This is a genomic window from Nonomuraea sp. 3N208 (assembly GCF_052245935.1).
Lineage (GTDB): Bacteria > Actinomycetota > Actinomycetes > Streptosporangiales > Streptosporangiaceae > Nonomuraea.
On sequence record NZ_JBQQBR010000034.1, the window covers coordinates 63,767 to 84,383 of the forward strand.

Annotated in this window: 19 protein-coding genes and 1 pseudogene; 3 read left to right on the forward strand and 17 right to left on the reverse strand. The window is 69.9% G+C overall.

The annotated features are described in order from the left end of the window. Nucleotides 1–2: 2 nt before the first annotated feature. The 12 genes from ACTWPT_RS40995 to ACTWPT_RS41050 all read right to left on the reverse strand — a co-directional run bounded on the left by ACTWPT_RS40995 (nucleotide 3) and on the right by ACTWPT_RS41050 (nucleotide 12,434). Nucleotides 3–1,586, reverse strand: coding sequence for a dipeptide ABC transporter ATP-binding protein (locus ACTWPT_RS40995; RefSeq protein ID WP_443182930.1), 1,584 nt, complete (start codon nucleotides 1,584–1,586; stop codon nucleotides 3–5). Further along, complete coding sequence (locus ACTWPT_RS41000) at nucleotides 1,583–2,470, reverse strand: ABC transporter permease (protein ID WP_443182931.1); 888 nt, start codon at nucleotides 2,468–2,470, stop codon at nucleotides 1,583–1,585. Before ACTWPT_RS41000 ends, ACTWPT_RS40995 begins: the two co-directional genes overlap by 4 nt. Next, nucleotides 2,470–3,381, reverse strand: coding sequence for an ABC transporter permease (locus ACTWPT_RS41005; RefSeq protein ID WP_443182932.1), 912 nt, complete (start codon nucleotides 3,379–3,381; stop codon nucleotides 2,470–2,472). The genes ACTWPT_RS41000 and ACTWPT_RS41005 overlap by 1 nt, the downstream gene beginning before the upstream one ends. Further along, nucleotides 3,378–4,973 (reverse strand): ABC transporter substrate-binding protein, encoded by a 1,596-nt coding sequence (locus tag ACTWPT_RS41010; protein WP_443182933.1) that lies wholly within the window; start codon nucleotides 4,971–4,973, stop codon nucleotides 3,378–3,380. Before ACTWPT_RS41010 ends, ACTWPT_RS41005 begins: the two co-directional genes overlap by 4 nt. Beyond that, nucleotides 4,970–6,061: an LLM class flavin-dependent oxidoreductase gene (locus ACTWPT_RS41015; protein ID WP_443182934.1), complete on the reverse strand. Its 1,092-nt coding sequence runs from the start codon at nucleotides 6,059–6,061 to the stop codon at nucleotides 4,970–4,972. The genes ACTWPT_RS41010 and ACTWPT_RS41015 overlap by 4 nt, the downstream gene beginning before the upstream one ends. Beyond that, on the reverse strand, nucleotides 6,058–7,092 hold the full coding sequence (locus ACTWPT_RS41020) for an LLM class flavin-dependent oxidoreductase (protein ID WP_443182935.1): 1,035 nt from the start codon (nucleotides 7,090–7,092) through the stop codon (nucleotides 6,058–6,060). Before ACTWPT_RS41020 ends, ACTWPT_RS41015 begins: the two co-directional genes overlap by 4 nt. Further along, on the reverse strand, nucleotides 7,089–8,255 hold the full coding sequence (locus ACTWPT_RS41025; RefSeq protein ID WP_443182936.1) for an LLM class flavin-dependent oxidoreductase: 1,167 nt from the start codon (nucleotides 8,253–8,255) through the stop codon (nucleotides 7,089–7,091). The genes ACTWPT_RS41020 and ACTWPT_RS41025 overlap by 4 nt, the downstream gene beginning before the upstream one ends. Continuing rightward, a complete protein-coding gene (locus ACTWPT_RS41030; RefSeq protein WP_443182937.1) occupies nucleotides 8,252–9,571 on the reverse strand; it encodes an NtaA/DmoA family FMN-dependent monooxygenase in 1,320 nt (439 codons plus the stop codon). Before ACTWPT_RS41030 ends, ACTWPT_RS41025 begins: the two co-directional genes overlap by 4 nt. Further along, nucleotides 9,568–10,479 (reverse strand): glutathione S-transferase C-terminal domain-containing protein, encoded by a 912-nt coding sequence (locus tag ACTWPT_RS41035; protein WP_443182938.1) that lies wholly within the window; start codon nucleotides 10,477–10,479, stop codon nucleotides 9,568–9,570. The genes ACTWPT_RS41030 and ACTWPT_RS41035 overlap by 4 nt, the downstream gene beginning before the upstream one ends. 14 nt (nucleotides 10,480–10,493) lie before the next feature. Then, complete coding sequence (locus tag ACTWPT_RS41040) at nucleotides 10,494–11,006, reverse strand: flavin reductase family protein (RefSeq protein ID WP_443182939.1); 513 nt, start codon at nucleotides 11,004–11,006, stop codon at nucleotides 10,494–10,496. 331 nt (nucleotides 11,007–11,337) lie between these two features. Further along, nucleotides 11,338–11,787 (reverse strand): hypothetical protein, encoded by a 450-nt coding sequence (locus ACTWPT_RS41045; RefSeq protein WP_443182940.1) that lies wholly within the window; start codon nucleotides 11,785–11,787, stop codon nucleotides 11,338–11,340. Between the two features lie 71 nt (nucleotides 11,788–11,858). Next, complete coding sequence (locus tag ACTWPT_RS41050; protein ID WP_443182941.1) at nucleotides 11,859–12,434, reverse strand: TetR/AcrR family transcriptional regulator; 576 nt, start codon at nucleotides 12,432–12,434, stop codon at nucleotides 11,859–11,861. A gap of 559 nt (nucleotides 12,435–12,993) precedes the next feature. Between ACTWPT_RS41050 and ACTWPT_RS41055 the strand changes: the two genes are divergently transcribed. Then, complete coding sequence (locus tag ACTWPT_RS41055) at nucleotides 12,994–13,458, forward strand: zinc-binding dehydrogenase (RefSeq protein WP_443182989.1); 465 nt, start codon at nucleotides 12,994–12,996, stop codon at nucleotides 13,456–13,458. Between the two features lie 255 nt (nucleotides 13,459–13,713). On the opposite strand, the pseudogene ACTWPT_RS41060 reads toward ACTWPT_RS41055, so the two are convergent. The 5 genes and pseudogenes from ACTWPT_RS41060 to ACTWPT_RS41080 all read right to left on the reverse strand — a co-directional run. Further along, nucleotides 13,714–14,406: pseudogene (locus tag ACTWPT_RS41060) on the reverse strand (ABC transporter substrate-binding protein); the annotation flags it as partial. Between the two features lie 78 nt (nucleotides 14,407–14,484). Further along, nucleotides 14,485–14,961, reverse strand: coding sequence for a GNAT family N-acetyltransferase (locus ACTWPT_RS41065; RefSeq protein WP_443182942.1), 477 nt, complete (start codon nucleotides 14,959–14,961; stop codon nucleotides 14,485–14,487). Further along, a complete protein-coding gene (locus ACTWPT_RS41070; protein ID WP_443182943.1) occupies nucleotides 14,958–15,935 on the reverse strand; it encodes an ABC transporter substrate-binding protein in 978 nt (325 codons plus the stop codon). Before ACTWPT_RS41070 ends, ACTWPT_RS41065 begins: the two co-directional genes overlap by 4 nt. A 19-nt stretch (nucleotides 15,936–15,954) precedes the next feature. Then, nucleotides 15,955–16,719, reverse strand: a complete 765-nt coding sequence (locus tag ACTWPT_RS41075; RefSeq protein WP_443182944.1) for an amino acid ABC transporter ATP-binding protein — start codon at nucleotides 16,717–16,719, stop codon at nucleotides 15,955–15,957. Next, entirely contained in the window at nucleotides 16,716–17,582 is an 867-nt protein-coding gene (locus tag ACTWPT_RS41080) for an amino acid ABC transporter permease (protein ID WP_443182945.1), read from the reverse strand. The genes ACTWPT_RS41075 and ACTWPT_RS41080 overlap by 4 nt, the downstream gene beginning before the upstream one ends. A 212-nt stretch (nucleotides 17,583–17,794) precedes the next feature. Between ACTWPT_RS41080 and ACTWPT_RS41085 the strand changes: the two genes are divergently transcribed. Both ACTWPT_RS41085 and ACTWPT_RS41090 read left to right on the forward strand, forming a co-directional pair. Further along, nucleotides 17,795–18,778 (forward strand): ornithine cyclodeaminase family protein, encoded by a 984-nt coding sequence (locus tag ACTWPT_RS41085; protein WP_443182946.1) that lies wholly within the window; start codon nucleotides 17,795–17,797, stop codon nucleotides 18,776–18,778. Between the two features lie 684 nt (nucleotides 18,779–19,462). Continuing rightward, complete coding sequence (locus ACTWPT_RS41090; RefSeq protein ID WP_443182947.1) at nucleotides 19,463–20,263, forward strand: hypothetical protein; 801 nt, start codon at nucleotides 19,463–19,465, stop codon at nucleotides 20,261–20,263. Nucleotides 20,264–20,617 lie beyond the last annotated feature (354 nt).

Genomic DNA, 20,617 nt, shown 5'->3' on the forward strand with positions numbered 1-20,617 from the left:
ACCTAAATAGTGGAGAACTCGACGCGGGGCACGGCGGCGACCAACGCCTGCGTGTAGGGGTGGCGGGGCTGGGTGAACACGTCGTCGACGTCGCCTTCCTCCACGACGCGGCCATCCTTCATGACCAGCACGCGGTCGGCGACGTGGTGGACGACGCCCAGGTCGTGGGAGATGAACACCATCGCGGTGCCGTACTCGGCCTGGATGTCGGCGAGCAGGTCGAGGACCTGGGCCTGGATGGAGACGTCGAGCGCGGAGACGGGTTCGTCGCAGACGAGCACGTCGGGGCGGGGGCCGAGGGCGCGGGCGATGGCGACGCGCTGGCGCTGGCCGCCGGACAGCTCACGGGGATGCCGGGCGGCCGTCTCGGGCTGTAGGCCGACGCGGGCAAGCAGGTCGTGTACGCGTTCGCGGCGTTCCGCCCGAGGCAGGCGCAGCGGCTCGGCGATCAGACGGCCGACGGTGTGGCGGGGGTCGAAGGAGTCGAGCGGGTTCTGGGAGATGAGCTGGATCCTGGGGCGGAGCGGGCGGCGGGCGCGTTCGAGCTGGTGGCTCCATGGCCGCTGGTGCAGGGTGACCTGGCCGGTGTCGGGTTCGAGCAGGCCGAGGGCGAGGCGGGCCAGCGTGGTCTTGCCCGAGCCGGACTCGCCGACGACGCCCAAGGTCTCGCCCTGGTCGAGGGCGAAGGAGACGTCGTCCACGACGCGGCGCGGGCCGTAGGAGCGGGTGAGCCCGGCTCCGGCGAGGACTTGGACCGAGGAGCCGGGGGCGGGGCGGGTGCGCGGGGTACCGGTGGTGAGGCGGGTGCCGCGGGAGGCGGCGGACGGGACGGCGGCCAGCAGCGCGCAGGTGTAGTCGTGCGCGGGCGCGGCCAGCACCTCCCGGGCGGGCCCCTCCTCCACGACCTGCCCGTCCTTCATGACCAGGATGCGGTCGGCGATCGAGCCGACGACGGCCAGGTCGTGGCTGATCAGCAGTATCGCGGTCCCGGCGGCCTTGCGTTCGGCGAGCAGCCGCAGGATCTGGGCCTGGACGGTGACGTCAAGCGCGGTGGTGGGCTCGTCGGCGATGATCAGCTCGGGGTCGGCGGCGATGGCGGAGGCGATCAGCGCCCGCTGCCGCAGCCCACCGGAGAGCTGGTGCGGGTACTGCCCGACCCGGGTCGCCGGATCCGGTATGCCCACCGCGTCGAGCAACTCCAGCACCCGCTCCGCGCGGCGGGCCCGGGGCACGACGTCGTGCACGGTGAGCACCTCGGCGATCTCGGCGCCCACGGTGCGCAGCGGGTCGAGCGAAACCAGTGCGTCCTGCAGGACGAGACCGGCGAACCCGCCGCGCAGCCGCCGCCAGTCGCCGGGGGTGAAGGCGAGGGCGTCCCGGCCGGAGACGCGGAAGGCCGAGGCCCGCACGGTCGAGCCGGGTCCGGTCAGGCCGAGCAGGGTCCGTGCCGTGACGCTCTTGCCGGAGCCGGACTCGCCGACGATGGCCACGCACTCGCCGGACTCGACCGCCAGGGAGACGCCGCGTACGACCTCGGCGTGGCCGAAGCTCACGCGCAGGTCCTCCACGGTAACCAGCGAGGTCATGGTGTTCTCCCCTCGAAGCGGCGTTGCAGGCGGCGGCCGATGACGGTCAGGCAGACGACGGTGAGCGTGATCGCCAGGCCCGGGAAGAGTGCCTCCCACCAGGCGACCCGCAGGTAGTTGCGGGCCTCGGAGAGCATCGCGCCCCACTCGGCGGCCGGCGGCTGAGGTCCCATGCCGAGGAAGCTGAGCCCGGAGCTGGCGATCACGGCCTGGCCGAGGCCGATGGTGGCCAGCACGGAGATCGGACCGAGCACGTTGGGCAGCACGTGCCCGGCGATGATCGCCAGGCGAGAGCGGCCGAAGGTGAGCGCCTGCTCGACGTAGCCGGAGTGGCGGACGACGAAGGTCTGGGCGCGGATCACGCGGGCGTAGTTGGGAATCTGGGCGACGGCGATGGCGAAGATGACGTTGCCGGTGCCCGGGCCGGTGATGGCCACGACGAGCAGGGCGAGCAGCAGCTCGGGGAGGGTGGACAGCACGTCGAACGAGCGGGCCAGCGCCTCGTCGAGCCATTTCGGCGACAGCCCGGCGGCCAGGCCGAGCAGCACGCCGGCGGTGACTGCCAGGGCGGTGGCGGCGACGCCGATGCTGATGGAGTGGCGGGCTCCATAGACGACCCTGGCCAGCACGTCGCGGCCGAGGTGGTCGCTGCCGAACCAGTGGGCGCCGCCGGGCGGGGCGAGCGCGTTCAGCGGGTCGGCGGCCAGCGGATCGGCGTTCGTGAGCAGTCCGGGTGCGGCCACCGCCGCGGCGAGGAGGACGAGAAGGGCCATCGGCACGAGCAGGCGCAGGTCGGTGGACGCGCTCAGGACGAGGTGGCGGCGGGCAGGGCGGCGCAAGGACGTGGGGGCGGGGCTGGATTCCCCGGGGGTGAGCACGCGCATCACCGGTCAGCCCGTATCCGGGGGTCGATGACGCGGTAGGCCAGGTCGAGCAGCGTGCTGATGGTGACGTACACGACCGCCGACAGCAGCACGACGGCCATCACCACGGGCATGTCCCGGCCGGTCACCGCCTGCATGGCCACCTGGCCGAGCCCGGGCCGCCCGAACAGCACCTCGGTGATCACCGCGCCGCCCAGCAGCGTCCCGGTTAACCACCCGGCCAATGTCACCGCGGGGATCAGCGCGTGCCGCAGGGCGTGCCGGGCGACGAGGGAGCGTTCGGTGAGCCCGCGCGCCCTGGCCGTCACCGCGAACGGCTGTTCAAGGGCCCGTTCGAGCCCGCCGCGCAGCACTTGGCCGAGCACGCCGGCGATGGGCAGGCCGAGCGCGAGCGCGGGCAGCACCAGCGCCCGCGCTCCCTGCGCCCCGGAGACGGGGAACCAGCCGAGCGTGAACGAGAACACCGACAGCAGCACGATCCCGATGAGGAAGGGCGGCACCGACACCGACACGAGCTCGGCCGCGGAGGCGGCGCCGCGCAGCCACCGCCCTCTCCCCGCTGTGACGATCGCGATGACCCCCGCGAGCGCCACGCCCGTGGCCGCCGCGGCGAGCGTGAGCTGCGCGGTCGGGCCCACCTGGGTGGCGAGGATCTCGCCGACGCCGCGCTGCAGCTGGTAGGAGCGCCCGAGGTCGCCGTGGAGCAGCCGCCACAGGTAGGACAGGTACTGCACGATCTCGGGCCGGTCGAGCCCCCACTCGGTGATGATCTTCGCTCTGATCTCCGGGGTGTCGGGGCCGTCGCCGACCAGGATGTCGACGGTGTCGCCGGGGGCGAGCAGCAGTGCGACGTACGAAGTGGTGGCGGCGGCCCACAGCACCGCCAGCCCGGTCGCCAGTCGCTTGATCATGTGCCGATCCGCACGTTGTACGCGCTCGCGGGGGTGCCGGACGCGGGGTCGAAGCCGAGGCCCTGCACGCTCTTGTGCGCGGCGATCTGGTCGGCGGGGATGTAGAGCGGGAACACGATGGCGTTGTCCACCACGGCCGCGCGCTGGGCCTTGGCGTAGAGCTGCTTGCGCTCGGCCTGGTCGGAGGTGGCGGAGGCGGTGGCGAGCCACTTGTCCACCTGAGGGTCGGCGAAGCGGGTGCGGTTGATGGCGCCCTTGGCCGGCAGGATGAGGTTGAGTGCGGCGCCCGCGTCGGAATCGCCGCGGGAGTTGCCGAAGAGCTCGTACGCGTTCTCGTCCAGAGCCTTCTGGGCGCTGCCCTGATCCACGATCTTGACCTGGAAATCGATGCCGGCGTTCTGCTTGACCTGGGCCTGGATGGCCTGCGCGAGGACGTCCCTGCGGTCCCGGACGAAGGGCGCGGAGGCGACCTCGCGTACCGTGAGTCGCTTGCCGTCCTTGACCCGGTAGCCCTCCGCGTCGCGCTCCTTCCAGCCGGCCGCGTCGAGCAGGGCGTTGGCCTTGGCCACGTCGCCGCCGAAGGTGTTCTCCAGGGTGGCGTCGTAGAAGGTGCTCCGCTTGCCGACGATGCTCCACGCCCTGGTGGCGGTGCCCTGGTAGACGGACTTCAGCACGGCGTCCACGTCCACGGCCTCGCGGAACGCCTCCCGCACACGCTGGTCGTCGAAGGGGGCGTGGGAGGTGTTGAAGTAGTAGGAGTAGGCGGTGCCGGAGTTCAGGGCGGTCTGCAGGGTCAGGGTCGGGTCCTTCTTGATGAGGCCGACCTCGGTGGCGGGGACGCCCTCGATGACCTGCACCTGGCCGGAGGTGAGCGCGCCGACGCGGACCGCGGCCTCGGGCAGGAATCGGTAGGTGATCTCGGACAGGTGGGCGGGGCCCTGGTGTGCTGCCCCGGCGGGGGGCCAGTTGTAGGCGGGGTTGCGGCGGTAGTGGATCTCCTGGCCCTGGACGTACCGGTCCAGGATGAACGGCCCGGTGCCGACCAGGTCGGGCCCGCCGAACTTGAGGTCCTTGGCGCTCTTGAGCGACTTCGGCGAGACCTGCCCGGCGTAGGGCGAGGCGAGGAAGTCGAGGAACAACGCGTCCGGCTCCTTGAGTGTGATCTTCAGCTGGTACGGCGACACGACCTCCGCCTTGTCGAAGGCCTTGAGCTGGATCGCGGCCACCGCCGGGTTGTAGCCGGGCACCCCGAACTGCTCGAGGTTTGCCTTGACTGCGGCGGCGTCGAACTTCGTGCCGTCGTGGAAGGTCACGTCGTCGCGCAGGTTGAGGTTGTAGGTCAGCCCGTCGTCCGACACCTTCCACGCCTTGGCCAGCCAGGGCCGGAACGTGCCGTCCTCGGCCTTCGACAGCAGCGCGTCGAACTGGTTGAACACCAACAGCCTGGCCTTGTTCTGTGCCCACAGCTGGGGGTTGAACGTGATGGGTTGCGTCTCGATGGCCCAGGTGAGCGTGGTGGCCTGGGCGGTTTGGGCGGGCTGCGCGCCGCACGCGGCGACGGCCAGCAGGAGGGCGGGGATCAGGCGCTTCACGGGCGGTCCCAGGCGTCGGCGAGCAGCTCATACGAGCGCACACGGTCTTCGTGGTCGTGGGTGATGGTGGTGACGAGCAGTTCGTCGGCCCCGGTCACCCGGCGCAGCACGCGCAGCCGCCCGGCCACCTGCTCCGGCGAGCCGACGAACTGCGTGTCGAGGCGGTCCTTGACCAGTTCCCGGTCGGCGTCCGTCCAGACGTGGGCGTCGGCCTGCTCCGGCGTCGGGTACGGCATCGCGCCGGCCCCGGTCCTGATGCTGCGGACCCACAGGCCGTACCCCTTGGCCAGCTCGTGGGCCCTGGCCTCGCTCTCGGCGACGACCGCGTCCGCCGAGACGATCACGTACGGTTCGGCCAGCGCGTCCGACGGCTTGAACGCCTCCCGGTAGGCCTCCACCGCCTCCAGCACGCTGGACGGGCTGACGTGGTAATTGGCCGCGAACGGCAACCCGCGCTCGCCGGCGACCTGGGCGCTCTGCCCGCCGCTGCTGCCCAGGATCCACACCTGCACGTTGGCCCCATCACCGGGTATGGCGTGCGCCTGGTGTGTGCCGTGGAGGAAGGCCAGCACGTCGTCGATCTGGTCGGCAAAGTCCGGCGTCTGGGCGCCCGGCTGCTGGAGCAGCGTCGCATAGTGAGCCAGTTGGGGGTGCTTGGCGAGTCGCGACCAGTCGAACGGCGGCGGGATGAGCAGCCCGTCCACGATCCTGGCGTCCTTCTTCTCTACGGTCGCGCCCTTGGCCAGTTCCGCGCGGCGCTGCCCCGAGCGCCCGATGCCGAGGTCGATCCGGCCCGGGTACAGCGCGTCGATGAGTCCGAACTGCTCGACCACCGACAGCGGCGTCTGGTGCCCGAGTTGCACAGCCCCCGACCCCACCCGGATCGTGGACGTGGCTGCCGCCACCAGGGCGATCAGAACGGCCGGGGCCGAGCTGGCCACGCCGGGCGCGAAGTGGTGCTCGGCCAGCCAGTAGCGGCGGTATCCCTGCTCCTCGGCCCGGCGGGCGAGGTCGATGGTGTTGCGCAGTGCGTCGCCCGCCGTGCCTCCCGACACGATTGGGGCGAGGTCGAGAATGGACAGCGTCACGCGGCACCTCCGGGGAACGGCCTGCTGGGGATCTCCGCCCTCAGCGCGGGCGCGATCTCGGTCTGGAACAGCTCCAGCGCGTTCCGGTGCTGCTCGGGGGTGAGCCCGTCGGCGTCGGCGTGCAGGTGCATGACCTCGTGCCCGAACCGCTTGTGGTAGCGCAGCACCTTGTCGATGATCTGCTGCGGGCTGCCGACCAGGATCGAGCTGCGCTCGATGGCGTCCTCCAGCGTGGGGAAGACGATCGGCAGGCCAAGCCTGCGCTGGAACGCCACGCGGGCGTCATAGAGCGGACGGTACGTCGCGATGGCCTTCTGCGAGGTGCGGGCCGCGTAGTAACCCGCCGTCCCGGCCCCCACCAGCGCGTCGGCCGGGTCGTGCCCGTAGTGCGCCCAGCGTTCCCGGTAGTGGTCGATCAGCTCGGCGTAGGGGTCGATCGGATTGGTGACGTTGGCGGAGAACAGCGGATCGCCGTAGCGGGCGGCCAGGTCCACCGACTCCTTGCTGGTGGCGCTGCCGTGCCAGACCCGGATCGGCCGCTGCAGCGGCCGCGGCCAGGTCTCGGCCTCGGTGAGCGACGGCCGGAAGCGGCCCTCCCAGGTGACTTTGTCCTCCCGCCACAGGCGGCGGAACAGCTCGTACGACTCCCGGTTGCGCTCCCACTGGTCCTCGGCCGTGACGTGGAACAGCTTGGCCTGCGCCGCGCCGTTGCCCTTGCCGATGATCAGCTCCAGCCGGCCCTCCGACAGGTGGTCGAGCGTGGCGTAGTCCTCGAACGCCCGCACCGGGTCCAGCAGGCTCAGCGTGGTGACCGCGGTGAACAGCCGGATCCTGGACGTCCTGGCCGCGATGTGGCTGAGCACCACCGGCGGCGAGGAGGAGATGAACGGCCGCTCGTGCCGCTCCCCCACGCCGAACCCGTCGAAGCCGAGCTCCTCGGCCAGCACCGCGTTCTCGACGACCTCGCGGAAGCGCTCGGTGGGCGATCTGTCGTCGTTGTGCACGATCAACGTGATAGCCAGAAATTTCATGACACCTCCGCGTAGCGGCTGGCGGGGCGCGGCAGGCCGAGCAGCCCGCGCAGGGTGGCGGCCTCGTACGCGTGCCGGAAGGCCCCGCGTCCCCGCAGCTCCGCCGTGAGCCCGCGGGTGATCTGCTCCAGGTCGTGCGGCAGCGCGCCGGGCCGCAGCCGGAAGCCCTGGATCCCGGTCCGCCGCCACTCCAGCAGCACCTCGGCCAGCTCCCGCGCGGTGCCGGTGAAGACGGCGGCGTCGGAGACGAGCTCGGCCCCGTCCAGTTCGTCGAGCCGCGCCTTGCGTGAGGCCGCGTCATCACCCAGGAAGACCAGCAGGTCGGCGAAGATCTTCAGCTCGGCGGACAGCTCTCTGAGCTCCTCGACGACGGCGCGGGCCTGCTCGGCCGAGTGCGGCGTGACGTACACGATGTCGGCGCTGCTCGCAGCGAACTCGTACGGCAGCCGCGCGTGGGCGAGCGCGGTCACGACCGGCTGGCCCTGCGGCGAGCGCGGGGTGATCGACGGTCCTTTGACCGAGAAGAACCGGCCGGCGAAGTCGATGTAGTGGAGCTTGTCCCGGTCGATGAACCGCCCGGTGGGCACGTCGCGGATCTCGGCGTCGTCCTCCCAGCTGTCCCAGAGCCGCCGCGCCACCTCCACAACGTCGCCGGCCTCGGCGAACAGGTCGCGCATGCGCGGATCGGCGGACAGGTCCACGCCGCCGGGGCGGTTCAGGATGCGGTCGATCGGCGGGAACTCCCTGCGGCCGAAGTGGCGTGCCTCCGAACTGCGCGGCGAGATCTGCGCCCGCCACCCGGCCCGGCCATTGCTGACGTGGTCGAGCGTGGCGATGCCGATGGCCACGTGGAAGGGCTCGGTGTGGGTGGTGGTGGCCGTCGGCACGAGCCCGATCCGGCTGGTGAGCGGGGCCAGCCGGGCCGCGAGCAGCACGGCGTCGAACCGGCCTCGCACCTGGTCGGTGCGGTCGTCGGGGCCGTCGGGCAGGGTGGACTGCACTCCGAGGGCGTCCTCGATGGTGACGAAGTCGAGCAGCCCTCGCTCGGCCTCGGCCACGAGTCCCGCCCAGTGGCGGGCCGAGAAGACGTCCGCCGGGGACTCGCGCCAGGCGGCGGGGTGCCAGCCCGCAGCGTCCAGCGCCACGGCCAGGTGCAACGTCATGCGAGCTCCAAATGGTCACGGAGGGTGGCGCCGGTGTAGTCGGCACGGAAGGCGCCGCGTTCCTGCAGCAGCGGCACCACCCGGTCTACGAACTCGTCCAGCCCGCCGGGCGTCAGGTGCGGCACGAGGATGAAGCCGTCGGCGGCGTCGGCCTGCACGTGCTCGTCGATCAGCCGGGCCACGCTCTCGGGGGTGCCGATGAACGTCTGCCGCCCGGTCACCTCGATGACCAGCTCACGGATCGACAGCCCCTTCTCCTCGGCCAGCGCCCGCCATTTGGCCGCTACGCCCGCCCTGTCCTTGATCGGCACCCGGCCCTGGGAGACGCCTTCCGACAGGTCCGGCTCGATGTCGGGCAGCGGTCCTTCTGGGTCGTAAGCCGACATGTCACGACCCCACACCTGCTCCAGGAACGCGATCGCGGTCTGCGGCCCGACCTGCTGGCGCCGGATGTGGGCGGCGTTCTCGGCGGCGTCCTCCTCGGTGTCGCCGAGCGCGAACGTCACGCCGGGCATGATCTTGAGCTGGTGGGGCCCGCGGCCGTACTTGGCCAGGCGGCGTTTGACGTCGGCGTAGAACCGCTTGCCGTCCTCCAGGCTGCCATGCGGGGTGAAGATCACGTCGGCGTTGGCGGCGGCGAACTCGCGGCCCTCGTCGGAGTCGCCCGCCTGGATGATCACGGGGCGTCCCTGCGGGCTGCGCGGCAGGGTGAACTGGCCCTGGACCGTGAAGTGCTCGCCGGAGTGCTCCACCGCTCCGATCGCACCCGGCCGGACGAACGTGCCGGTCTCCGGGTCGACGGCGATCGCGTCCGGCCGCCAGGAGTCCCACAGCTCGCGCGCGAGGCGAAGGAACTCGGTGGCCCTCTTGTACCTGTAAGCGCGGTCGAGGAATCCGCCGCGACGGAAGTTCTCGCCGGTGAAGGCGTCGGAGGTGGTCACCACGTTCCACGCGGCCCGGCCCTCGCTCAAGTGGTCGAGCGTGGACAGGCGCCTGGCCAGTTCGTACGGCTCGTTGAAGGTGGCGTTGACGGTGCCGGCGAGCCCGAGCCGGTCCGTCACCGCTGCCAGGGCGCTGAGCACGGTGAGCGCCTCGGGGCGGCCGACCACGTCGAGGTCGTGGATGCGGCCCTTGAGCTCGCGCAGCCGCAGCCCTTCGGCGAGGAAGAAGAAGTCGAGCTTGCCGCGCTCGGCCGTCCTGGCCAGTTGGACGAACGAGGCGAAGTCGATCTGACTGCCGGAGCGGGGGTCGGTCCAGACCGTGGTGTTGTTCACGCCGGGGAAGTGGGCAGCCAGGTGGACCTGCTTGCGCGTCATCGGCCCCGCCCGTGCGGCGCGTCCCAGGCGGCGGGCAAGATCTCGGTCGTCTCCCGGAAGGCGGGCCGCTGATAGAGATCGCGGGCGTAGGGCCACAGGTGCTCGAAGTCGCTCAGCTCCCGCTCGCTGATGAGATGGCCGCGGTTGTTCTCGGCGTCGAACCTGGCCAGCGTCACCCACAGCCGCACATCGGCCTCGGTGATCGTGTCGCCGGTCAGGAAGCGCTGCTCGGCCAGTCGTTCGTCCAGCCGTTCCAGCGCCGCGACGACCCGGTGACGCTCCTGCTCGCGATCGGCCTCGGTGGTGGCCCGGGCCACGCGGGAGACGCCGGTGTTGACGTCGTAGTAGATCCACCCGTTCAGCTTGTTGATCTCCGGGCGCAGCGCGTCCGGGTAGAGGTCGACGGACGGGTCACCCCACGGCTCGAACTGGGTGGCCAGGTCGATCGTGATGTCGGGGAAGTTGTTGCTGACGATCTTCCCGGTCTCCCGGTCCCAGAGCACGGGGACCGAGATGTGGCCGAGGTAGCCCTGCTCGGTCGTCTCGTACGCCTGCTCCAGCAGGGTGAAGCCGTTGACCGGATCGGGGCCCCGGCGTTCTCTGAACGCCCAGCCCCGGCCGTCGCGCTCGTCGTCCACGTAGGACAGCGAGACGACGTCTTCCAGACCTTTGAGCTTGCGGACGATCGCGGCGCGGTGCGCGTAGGGGCAGACCCAGGCGACGTACAGGTGGTAGCGGCCGGGCTCGGCGCGGAAGCCGCTGGAGCCGTCGGCGGTGACGCGCCCCTGGAAGGGATAAATCGGGCGGTTCCAGTCCGGTGAGAGGTGCAGGCGGCCCGGGCCGTAGTAACCGTACGCGGTGTGGTCGACGGAGCTCGCGTAGGCCGGCGTCTGCGTGGAGATGGACACGGGTCCTCCGGGGTTCAGGAGTCGGGATGAGCCAGGAAGCGGCCGAAGCGGCCCTGGTGGTAGAGGAGCGGGGGGCCGGGGCTGAGCACGTCCGCCTCCGCCACCAGACCGACCACCAGCAGGTGGTCGCCGACCTCGGCCCGCTCGTAGGGCAGGCAGATCAGGTGCGCCGAGACGTCCTGCAGCAGCGGGGCGCCCAGCGGCCCTGCCCGCCAGCGGGTGGGGGCGGCGAACCGGTCGATGCTCTTGCGGGCGAAGCGGGCCGCCAGCTCAGCCTGGTCGCTGGCCAGGATGTTGACCGCGAAGTGGTCGGCGGCGCCAAGCTGCGGCCAGGTGGTGGAGGAACGGTCCACGTAGAAGGAGACCAGGGGCGGTTCGAGGCTGACCGAGGAGAAGGAGGTGGCCGTGAGCCCGACGGGGATGCCGTCACTCTGCGCGGTGATGACCACGACCCCGCTGGCGTGCACGGCGAGCGCTTGCCTGAACTGGTCGGCCGCGATGGCGCGGTCGGGCAGCGTGTCGGTCATGCGGGCACCCCCGTCCGATACGGAAGGCGGACAGGGTGGCCGGGTGTCACTGATGGCACGATCACGAGAGCTCCTCACGGGAGAAGGCATGCTCACGCGACGCCTCGGCGGCTGCCGGGGGACGCTGAGAAGAGGGAAGTCGTCGGCGAGGGCGTGGACGGCGTCGGCCACGCCGAGAGCACGAGGGTGGTATTCGGCGACTACGGGTCCGTGATCAACGACACTGCGCGCTGGCGACGTGGCCGAAGTCCACGTGGGAGCGCCTGGTCAGGAGGAAGCCCTGGCTCATACCCACGACGCTAAGCCGCGGCCTCGAATAAGTCAATATTTCCTACTGGTTTAGAGGGTAATCCTCGTCACGTAGCCGGTCGGGCGGCACGGAGATGGCGGGGAACGGGCTGTCGGGCAGGAGGATGACCCGGCGCGCGTGACGCGACTGCAGGGCCGCGCCGATGCCGGCTGCGCCAACCATGTAGCCGGGGACGGCCAGGGCGGCGATGCGCTCCCCTGCCGCCACCGCGACCTCCTCATACGCAGGCACGCCCAGCGCGGTGGCGGCGCGCAGCAGCCCGAGCACGATCCCGCCGTCACCACGCTGAGCGAGGTCCCCCGTCCAGCCGGGTCCGCCGTCCAAGGGGCGGGCCGCGCGGACGACCCGGTCGGCCGCGGCCACGGCCTCCTCCTCGAAGCGGCTGTCGCCGAGCGTCCACCCGGCCTCGATGAGCGCGACGACGGTGCCGGTTTCGCCGGTGTGCCCAAAACAGGGACGACCGCCTTGCACAGCGCACCGCAGCAGTATCCGGAGCTCTATCTGCCCAAGATCAAAGAGTCGATTGATGGACACCTCGACGTTCAGTCACGGTCGAGAAGTGCCGTGGCGATCTGCTGGATTGAACGGGTGAATCGGCGAGGGTCGTCGGGCAACGTCATGTGGCGGATCAGGTCGCCGTCGAAGACGGCGAGCACGGCGTGGGCCAGGAAGCCGGCGTCGAAATCGGGGCTTCCCTCGGCGAACAGGGCGCAGAGGTGGCGGTGCCAAAATTGGTAGCTGGGGTCGCCGTACTTGTCCTCGGCGCAGGCTTGCTCGTGCGCAGACAGCAGCACTGCGTTGCCTTCGGCGATCGCGCCCAGCCCGTCCAGGAAGGCGAGCAGTCGCTCTCGGACAGGCCCTCCGGGCCCCAAAGGGGGAGGACCGTTCGTGATCGCGTCGCGCAGGCCGCGCGACCTTTCCTCTAGCAGCGCCTGCAGCAGTCCGGCGCGACTGCCGAAACGACGGAACACGGTGCCCTTCCCGACTCCGGCAAGGGCGGCAACGCGATCGAGCGACACATGCTCCCCGCCGCCTTCGGCCAGAAGCTGCTCAGTCGCGTGGAGTACCGCACGGCGGTTGCGTACCGCGTCGGCACGTTCCGTGCGCTGTTGAGCCATTAGTTCTCCCCGCTGATACGGACTGCCAGTCCGCATATGCTACCGTACGGGCTAACCGGACTGAGAGTCCGATTGATTGCCTATGGAGGAGTTCTCTGTGAACATGCGCGCGCTCGTCGTCGATCCCGGCGTCCCCGGTTCCCTGCGTCTTGGGACGGTCGCCGAACCCCACCCCGCCCCCAATCAAGCGGTGCTCGAGGTGCGGCACATCTCACTCAACCGTGGCGAAGTGGCGTTCGCTGGCCGGCGTCCGGCCGGAACCGTCCACGGCTATGACGCCGCGGGTGTCGTCATACGTGCCGCGGCGGACGGCACCGGACCGGCCGTAGGCGCCAAAGTCGCGGCATTCGGCACCGGCGCGTGGGCCCAGCGGATGGCTGTGGACACCACCGCGGTGGCCGAAGTCCCCGCCCAGGTCGACCTCGCCGACGCTGCTGCGCTGCCGATGGCCGGCATCACTGCACTACGCACGTTGCGCTCCCGGCCCATCCTGGGACGACGGGTACTGATCACCGGCGCGGCCGGCGGCGTCGGCCGATACGCCGTCCAATTGGCGGCCATGGGCGGTGCCCATGTCATCGCCTCGGTGGGATCGGCGGACCGCACCAGCGGCCTGACCGAACTGGGCGCCCATGAAGTGGTGGTCGGCCTGGAGGGCATCGACCGGCCGGTCGACCTCATCCTCGACAACGTCGGCGGACCACAGCTGGCCGCAGCCTGGGAACTCCTCGCTCCGGGCGGTGGCGTGCAGAACATCGGGTGGGCGTCCAACGAGCCGGCGGTGTTTGCGCCGTACTCGCTGTTCTTCATCGGCTCGCCCAAGACGATGAGCACGTTCGGAGATATCCATGAGATCGGCCCCGACCTGGCCACCCTGCTGGAATTCGTGGCCGCAGGGAGGCTTTCCCCGGAGGTGGACTGGCGTGGATCGTGGGAGCACGTCACCGAGGCCGCCCAGGCATTGCTGAACCGGCGCATCGCTGGCAAGGCGGTCTTGGACATCGAACCGGCGGCGGGCGACTGACTGAAAATACAGCTGGGCGGCGGCCGCTTTAGGGGATGCCGTCCGGCTGTTCGTTTCTAGGGCTGATGAGCCTGAGATTCCGGTTCGCGACGACTCACAGTCAGCGGGGATGTCGGGCTCGCCCGCCAGCTCGACCAGGTACCGGCCGTCGGCGACGCTAAGGCCCTGGTCCTTGACGTAGTAGCCCGCGATCCACTCCTCGGGGTGCTCGTAGACCCAGCGCGAGGCGCGGGCCCAGGCGGCGACGTACTCGCGGATAGCGGCGGCCTTGGCCGGGTCCTGGAGCGTGGCCGTGCGCACGTACAGGTGGCCCGGGTCGTCGCGGAGCCCGTGGCGGATGGTCGTGCCGCCGTCCTTGCCGAACTTGGCGGTGTACCGCCGGATGTTGACGCCGCCGATCGGCGCCACGTCCACCTGCTTGGAGGCCAGCGCGTTGGGATAGACGTCGCCGGTGCTCGGCAGCTCCACCAGGCTGACGTCGTCCTTTGTCAGCCCGGCCTGCGTGAGCACCTTGAGCACGAGCGCGCCCTGCGCCTGGCCAGGGCTGTAGGCGATCTTCTTGCCGCGCAGGTCGGCGAGGGTCTTCACGGACACGCCCGGCGCGATGCCGAGCTCGTAGGTCGGGTGCTGCAGCGGGTCCTTGCGGAACTTGGAGGCGACGATCTTCACGGGCAGGCCGGTCCAGGTCGCGTGGATGGCAGGGATCTCGGCGACCGCGCCGACGTCCAGCGCGTCTGCCCGGAACGCCTCGCTGGTCTGCGGGCCGCCGCTGATGTTGGCCCACTCGACGTCGAACGAGAACTTGTCGATCTCACCGGAGAGCTGCAGTGCCACCTTGGTAGGCGGGTCTCCGATGATCAGCTTGGTGCCCTTGGGTACGGAGGTCGGCAGGGGGCGCGTCGGCCGCGAGCGCCGCCGCGGCTTTCTGTTGCCCGCCGCCTCCGGCACATCCGGTCAGGGCGGCCAGCAGAAGCACGGCGAGCGTGGGTCGCAGGAGGGCGGAGGCAGGCATACGATATGGCCCTTTCACGTGCGAAGTTGTAGATTTTTGACGAAGGCGAGCGGGCCCGTGGTCGGGCGGTCGGCCACGTCGAACTGCGGTTCGTACTCACTGGCCAGATAGAGGCGCACGGCTTCGGGCTGGCGCGGCCCCGTGGTCAGGAAGACCCGGAGGTAGCCGCGGCGCATCGCCTCCCGCTCGAGCTCGCGCACGACCAGGCGGCCGAGCCCTTCGCGGCGGTGACGCGGGTGCGTCCAGACACGCTTGAGCTCGGCGGTCGCCGGGTCGTAGCGGCGGAACGCGCCTCCGGCCACCGTCTCACCGCCGGACACCACGATCAGGAACGCGCCGTGCGGCGGCGCGAACTCGGCCTCCGGATACCTCACCAGCTCGTCGTTGGGCCCGTACCGCGAGGTGTACTCCTGGTGCAGCCCGGCCAGCAGCGGCGCGGCGGCCGGGTCCGCCATGCCGACGAGCCTCACGTGCGCGGTGAGCTCGCTCACGACTCCTGCCTCGGCAGGCCGGGCGGGTTGATCTGCGACTCGCGGATCGCCTCGTTGGCCAGACCCCAGCGTTCGAGTACCTCCTTGTACTTGCCGTTCTTGATCACCGTGTTGAGCGCCTCGTTGAGCGGCTTGACCAGGCCGTTGTCCTTCTTGGTCATGACCGCGATGAGCCCCTGCAGGTCAGGCCCGGCGCCGGAGAACGTGCCGACGATCCTGGACCCGCCGCTGACGGCGATGTTGTAGGCGATGGCCGGGTTCGGTCCGAAGTATGCCTGGATACGGCCGGACTTGAGCCCCAGCAGCACGTCGCCGTACTTCTCGTAGTAGAGGATCTCGACAGGTTTCAGCCCGGCGTCCTTGTTCTGCTTGTCCCAGTCGAGCAGGATCTTCTCCTGGTTGGTGCCGGAGCCGACCGAGACGCGCAGCCCGGCGATGTCGGCGGGCTTGGCAATCTGCTTGATCGGGCTGTTCTCGGGGACCTGCCAGCCGAGCTGGTCGATCCGGTACGTCGCGAAGTCGTAGGTGTCCTTGCGCTCCTCGGTGACCGTGACGTTGTTGAAGACGACCTCGTACTTGCCGGACTTGCTGGCCAGGAAGAGGTTCTCCCACGAGCTGGTCTGCGGGGAGATCTCCAGGCCGAGCACGTCGGCCACGAGCTGGGCGATGTCGGTCTCGACGCCGATCAGGGTGGTGTCGTCGGTGGCGGGGAACACCAGCGGCGGCGAGCTGGTCCCGCTGTAGCCGACGGTGAGCTTGCCGTCGGCCGCGATCTCCTTCGGCACCTGGGCCGCGATGGCGTCCACCTTCTCGGCCCGCACCCGATGCTGGTCCGGGCCGAGGTTGATCTTCTTGCCCGCCACCACAGGGGCGGTGGTGGCTGACGGGGCGGTGACGTTGGGCTCGGCGCCACAGGCGGCGGTCAGGAGGAGGAGCGCGGGCACAGCGAAGGCCCGCGCGAGCGAAGCGCGCATGTCTTGGTGTCCTTAGGAGTCAGAGAACCTTGCTGAGGAAGGCGCGGGTGCGTTCGTGGGCGGGGGCGTCCAGGATCTGGGCGGGCGGTCCAAGCTCGACGATGCGGCCGGCGTCCATGAAGACCACGGTGTCGGCCACCTCGCGGGCGAATCCGATCTCGTGGGTGACCACGATCATCGTGGTCCCACCGCGGGCGAGGTCTTTGATGACGTCCAGCACCTCGCCCACCAGCTCGGGGTCCAGCGCGGAGGTCGGCTCGTCGAACAGCAGCACCTTGGGCTCCAGCGCGAGCGCCCTGGCGATGGCGACGCGCTGCTGCTGGCCGCCGGAGAGCGTGCGGGGATAGTCGTCGGCCTTGTCCGCCAGGCCCACCCGCTCCAGCAGTCGCTCGGCCAGCGGCTCGACCTCGGCGCGCGGCCGGCGCTGGGCCGACAGCGGCGCCTCCGCGAGGTTCTGCCTGACCGTGAGGTGCGGGAACAGGTTGAACGCCTGGAAGACGAACCCGATCTCGGTGCGTTGCCGCAGCACTTCCCGTTCGGGCAGCTCGTGCAGACGGTCGCCGACCTGCCGGTAGCCGAGCAGCCTGCCGTCGACGCGGACCGAGCCGCGGTCCACCTTCTCCAGGTGGTTGATGGTGCGCAGCAGCGTGGACTTCCCTGATCCCGACGGGCCCAGGATCACCACGACCTGCCCCTTGCGCACGTCCAGGTCCACACCGCGCAACACGTGCAGGGGGCCGAAGCTCTTGTGCACGCCGCGCAGCTCGACCATGGGGCTGCTCATGCGCGCCCCTTGCCGTAGTGGCGTTCCACGTAGTGCTGGACGATCGACAGGGCGGTGGTCAGGATGAGGTACCAGACGGCCGCGACCAGCAGCAGCGCCATGACCCTGCCATTGCGGTTGTAGATCACCTGCACCTGGTAGAACAGCTCGGGCAGCGCCATGATGTACACCACCGAGGTGCCCTTGACCAGGCCGATGATCTCGTTGCCGGCGTTGGGCACGATGGTCCGCATGGCCTGCGGCAGGATGATCCGGAACAACCGCCGCGCCGGTGGCAGCCCCAAAGCGGCCGCCGCCTCCCGCTGCCCGTGGTCGACCGACAGCAGGCCGCCGCGGACGATCTCGGCGGCGTACGCGGCTTGGTGCAGCGCCAGCCCGAGCACCGCCGCGGTCAGCGGCCCGATCAGGTCCATGGTGCCGAAGTCGAAGAACTCGGGCCCGAACGGCACACCCACCGACAGCCGCGGGTAGAGCAGCGCCAGGTTGTACCAGAACAGCAGCTGCAGGATGAGCGGCACCGACCGGAACAGCCACACATATCCCCAGGCCACCGACGACAGCAGCCGGTTCGGCGAGAGCCGCATCAGCGCCAGCACCGTGCCCAGGGCGAACCCGAGCGCGATGCCCAGCGCGGTCAGCTCCAGCGTCAACAGGACCGAGCGCACCACCGACGGTGCGAACAGGTACTGCCCGACGACGTCCCATTCCCAGGCCGGGTTGGTCACCAGGGCGCTGGCGACCATCGCCAGCACGACGAGCACGCAGGCGGCGGCCAGCCACCGCAGCGGACGACGGGCCGTCACCACCTCTAACGGCCGCTCCACGTCCTGCAAGGAGGGCGCCTGCACTTCGGGCAGCGTCATGAGCCGCCTCCAATTTTGATCACGGAATCACTCCTCGGCGGGAGGAAGGGGGTTGATGATGAGATTCGTGATCAGTGACATTGCGCGCTGGCGACGTGGCCGTGGTCCACGTGCGGGCGCCGGGTCAGGTTCGCAGCCTGGCTCATGACCACGAAGCTACGAGCACATCAAGACATAGTCAACATTTCCTACTGGATATACATGTATTCTGGGTGAACGAACCATCCGAGACGTACCGGCAACCAGAAGGGCTTCGCGGCATGCTCATGATCACGCAGTCGGAGATCGAGCGGCTGCTCACCCCTTCCGACTACATCGACCTCATCGAGGACGCCTTCGCCGCCCACGCCCACGGCGAGACCTCACCCAGCCGCCTGTCCCACCTCGACAGCCCGCCCGGCGAGTTCCACATCAAGGCCGCCGGGATCGGCGGCGTTGTCGCCGTCAAGATCGGAGCCTGCTTCTACGACCGGCCCGCCACGCTCGGTCTGCCGAGCATCGTCGGCGTCATCGCCCTGTTCGACGCCGCCAACGGCCAGCCCTTGCTGTTCCTGGAATCGGCGACGGTCACTCGGCTGCGCACGGCCGCAGCCACCGCCGTGGCCGTACGCCACCTGGCAGTGCCGGACGCCGCCACGCTGGCCGTACTCGGCACCGGCGCCCAGGCCGCTGCCCACATCGCGGCCGTCCGCGAGGTCCGCCCGATCGAGCGAATCCTCGTATGGGGCCGCGACCCGGCCAAGACCGCGCGCTTCGCCGCCCAACACGGCGCCGAGGCCACCAGCACTCCCGCCGAGGCCGCCCGGCAGGCCGCCGTCGTCGTCACCCTGACCCCCTCCACCGACCCCTACTTGGGTTTGCGCGATGTGCGGCCGGGCACGCTGGTGGCGGCGGTGGGCTCCGACGCGCCCGCCAAGCGCGAGCTCCACGACGACCTGCTCGCCGCCGCCATCCTGATCACCGACGTCACCCACCAGTGCGCGGAGGTCGGCGAGTTGCACCACCGCCCGCAGACACCGGTCAAGGCCGAGCTCGGCGAGATCGTACTGAGCACGAAGACCGGCCGCGAACACCCCGACGACACCGTGGTCTTCGACTCCACCGGCACCGCCGTCCAGGATGTCGCCGCCGCGCAGGCGCTCTACACCGCCGCCATGAAGAACGGCGCCGGCCGCCCACTCCCCCTATGGGAATGAGCTCCGCGGCGGCAGGAACTTAGGGCGCCATTTCGTGCCGTCATGCTCTTGAGCGTGCGGCGCTGGAGTGCCGGTCGGCCAGGCTACGGCCGACGCGCTGCACAGGCTGCTCGACCAAACGCCGGCTCATCCAACTGCTCGGCAGAAGCACGCTGAGGAAGGCCCGCTGATACCGACCTGCATGGGCAGAGGTCGACCAAAAATGTAAGTCCCCGGTCGTCCATGCTTCCGTTCTAGCGGTCGTCGCAACACCCCAGCTTGGGGAGGGTCACGTCCACGGACGTGGTGTATGAATCGATCTTCGCGTGATCCTGTTTCTGCAGGTTAAGCGGTAAGTGTCTGCGGGACTGGGTTCTGTGCGGGTGTGTCGCCGGGGATCACGTGGATTCGGGCTTTGGCCAGGACGTCCAGGCCCACCCATTGGAATCCATTACGGCGGGAGCAACCTGCTCCGATGCTGTTCCTGGATGATCGCCGCCACCCGCTGCACTCCGGTGACACTTCAAGATCATGGCTGGGATCTGCGCTCTCCGCGCCAAGGCCCTGCCCGTCCAGCGCCGGTTCTCCGCGTCCCAGGTCTCCCCGGAGTTGGGTAGACCCCGGCTTCTCCCCGATCCGGCCGATCAGGCTAGGCAGGGAACCTGCTGTGACGAGATCGAGATCATCGTCCGTGATGATCGGCGCATGAAACGCATGAGCGTCGCGCTGGTGGTGGCCGGCCTGCTGAGCGTCGCCATTCCCAGCGGCGCCGTGCACGCGGCTCCCGAATCGAAGTCTCTCGACTCCGTCGTCAAAGCGATCAAGAAGCAGTTCGCGAAGAAGAGCAGCGTGCGCTTCTCCGTCAAGCGACGCGGCGGGCCCCCGGCCGTCTGGGACATCAAGGCGTCCGGTGTGTACCGTTTCAGGGCTTCAGGCGTGTACGCCGCCGACACCACGACGATCTCCCAGGAGGTAGGGGGGACAGGCCGGTCCCGGGAAATCAGCATCGGTCGGGAGTTCTACTCACAGGCCTACGTGCGCGCCGAGGACGGCAAGTACATCTGGAAGTCGCCGTCGACGGTGGGGAAATGGAGCTACGGGCGGAACTTTGCCGGGGTCATCTGGGGAGAGGACCTGATCAACGGGATCAACCCGGGCTTCCTCAAGCTGGGCGCCTCTCACGGTGCGACCAGCGCCGACGGCGGAACCTTCGAGGGAGTGAAGACGACCCTCCACAGCGGCACGGTGACGGTTCCCGAGCTCGGTATGAGGCAGGCCGGGATGTTCTTCGGGACCGAGGAGGAGGGCGGCTCGTGGCATGGACCGATCACCTGGAAACTCTGGGTGGGCCCGGACAACCTGCCGCGACGCTTCCACACCATCATGAGGTTCACTACGGAGGACGGTGAGGCCGACACCATGACGATGAACATCATCTATCGAGGATGGGGAAAACCCGTCAAAATTACGGCCCCGCCCAAGCACCTCATCACCGACGAATGGTGATCGACAATCCCTTGCGAAGAGCCTCGCCCTTACACCTCTGCCGCGAGCGGCAGCGGGCGCCAGCCGGCGCGTTGTAGGGCCATCGGCGAGGGCCGCCGAGCCGGCCGTGTCGAGGTCCAAGGCAGAGGTGGTCGGACGGGATCTCGTCAACTGCCACCAGGCCATTTCGAGAACGGCCCAGGGTGGAGACGAGGGGAATTCGAACCCCTGGTCCCTTCGATGCGAAGCCACTTGCCCTTGATCTCTAGCAGCGACACTACGCCCCCTGACCTGCGCCATCGGTCTCCGGAGGTCCGTAAACGTCCGCGCTCGTACGCACCGATCGTCACCCAGTTGGTCACTCACCACTGCGAT

Coding starts and splice junctions, on each gene's coding strand:
- ACTWPT_RS40995 (WP_443182930.1), bottom strand. CDS start 1,586: ATGACCTCGCTGGTTACCGTGGAGGACCTGCGCGTGAGCTTCGGCCAC.
- ACTWPT_RS41000 (WP_443182931.1), bottom strand. CDS start 2,470: ATGCGCGTGCTCACCCCCGGGGAATCCAGCCCCGCCCCCACGTCCTTG.
- ACTWPT_RS41005 (WP_443182932.1), bottom strand. CDS start 3,381: ATGATCAAGCGACTGGCGACCGGGCTGGCGGTGCTGTGGGCCGCCGCC.
- ACTWPT_RS41020 (WP_443182935.1), bottom strand. CDS start 7,092: ATGAAATTTCTGGCTATCACGTTGATCGTGCACAACGACGACAGATCG.
- ACTWPT_RS41025 (WP_443182936.1), bottom strand. CDS start 8,255: ATGACGTTGCACCTGGCCGTGGCGCTGGACGCTGCGGGCTGGCACCCC.
- ACTWPT_RS41030 (WP_443182937.1), bottom strand. CDS start 9,571: ATGACGCGCAAGCAGGTCCACCTGGCTGCCCACTTCCCCGGCGTGAAC.
- ACTWPT_RS41040 (WP_443182939.1), bottom strand. CDS start 11,006: ATGACCGACACGCTGCCCGACCGCGCCATCGCGGCCGACCAGTTCAGG.
- ACTWPT_RS41050 (WP_443182941.1), bottom strand. CDS start 12,434: ATGGCTCAACAGCGCACGGAACGTGCCGACGCGGTACGCAACCGCCGT.
- ACTWPT_RS41055 (WP_443182989.1), top strand. CDS start 12,994: ATGGGCGGTGCCCATGTCATCGCCTCGGTGGGATCGGCGGACCGCACC.
- ACTWPT_RS41070 (WP_443182943.1), bottom strand. CDS start 15,935: ATGCGCGCTTCGCTCGCGCGGGCCTTCGCTGTGCCCGCGCTCCTCCTC.
- ACTWPT_RS41075 (WP_443182944.1), bottom strand. CDS start 16,719: ATGAGCAGCCCCATGGTCGAGCTGCGCGGCGTGCACAAGAGCTTCGGC.
- ACTWPT_RS41080 (WP_443182945.1), bottom strand. CDS start 17,582: ATGACGCTGCCCGAAGTGCAGGCGCCCTCCTTGCAGGACGTGGAGCGG.
- ACTWPT_RS41090 (WP_443182947.1), top strand. CDS start 19,463: ATGAAACGCATGAGCGTCGCGCTGGTGGTGGCCGGCCTGCTGAGCGTC.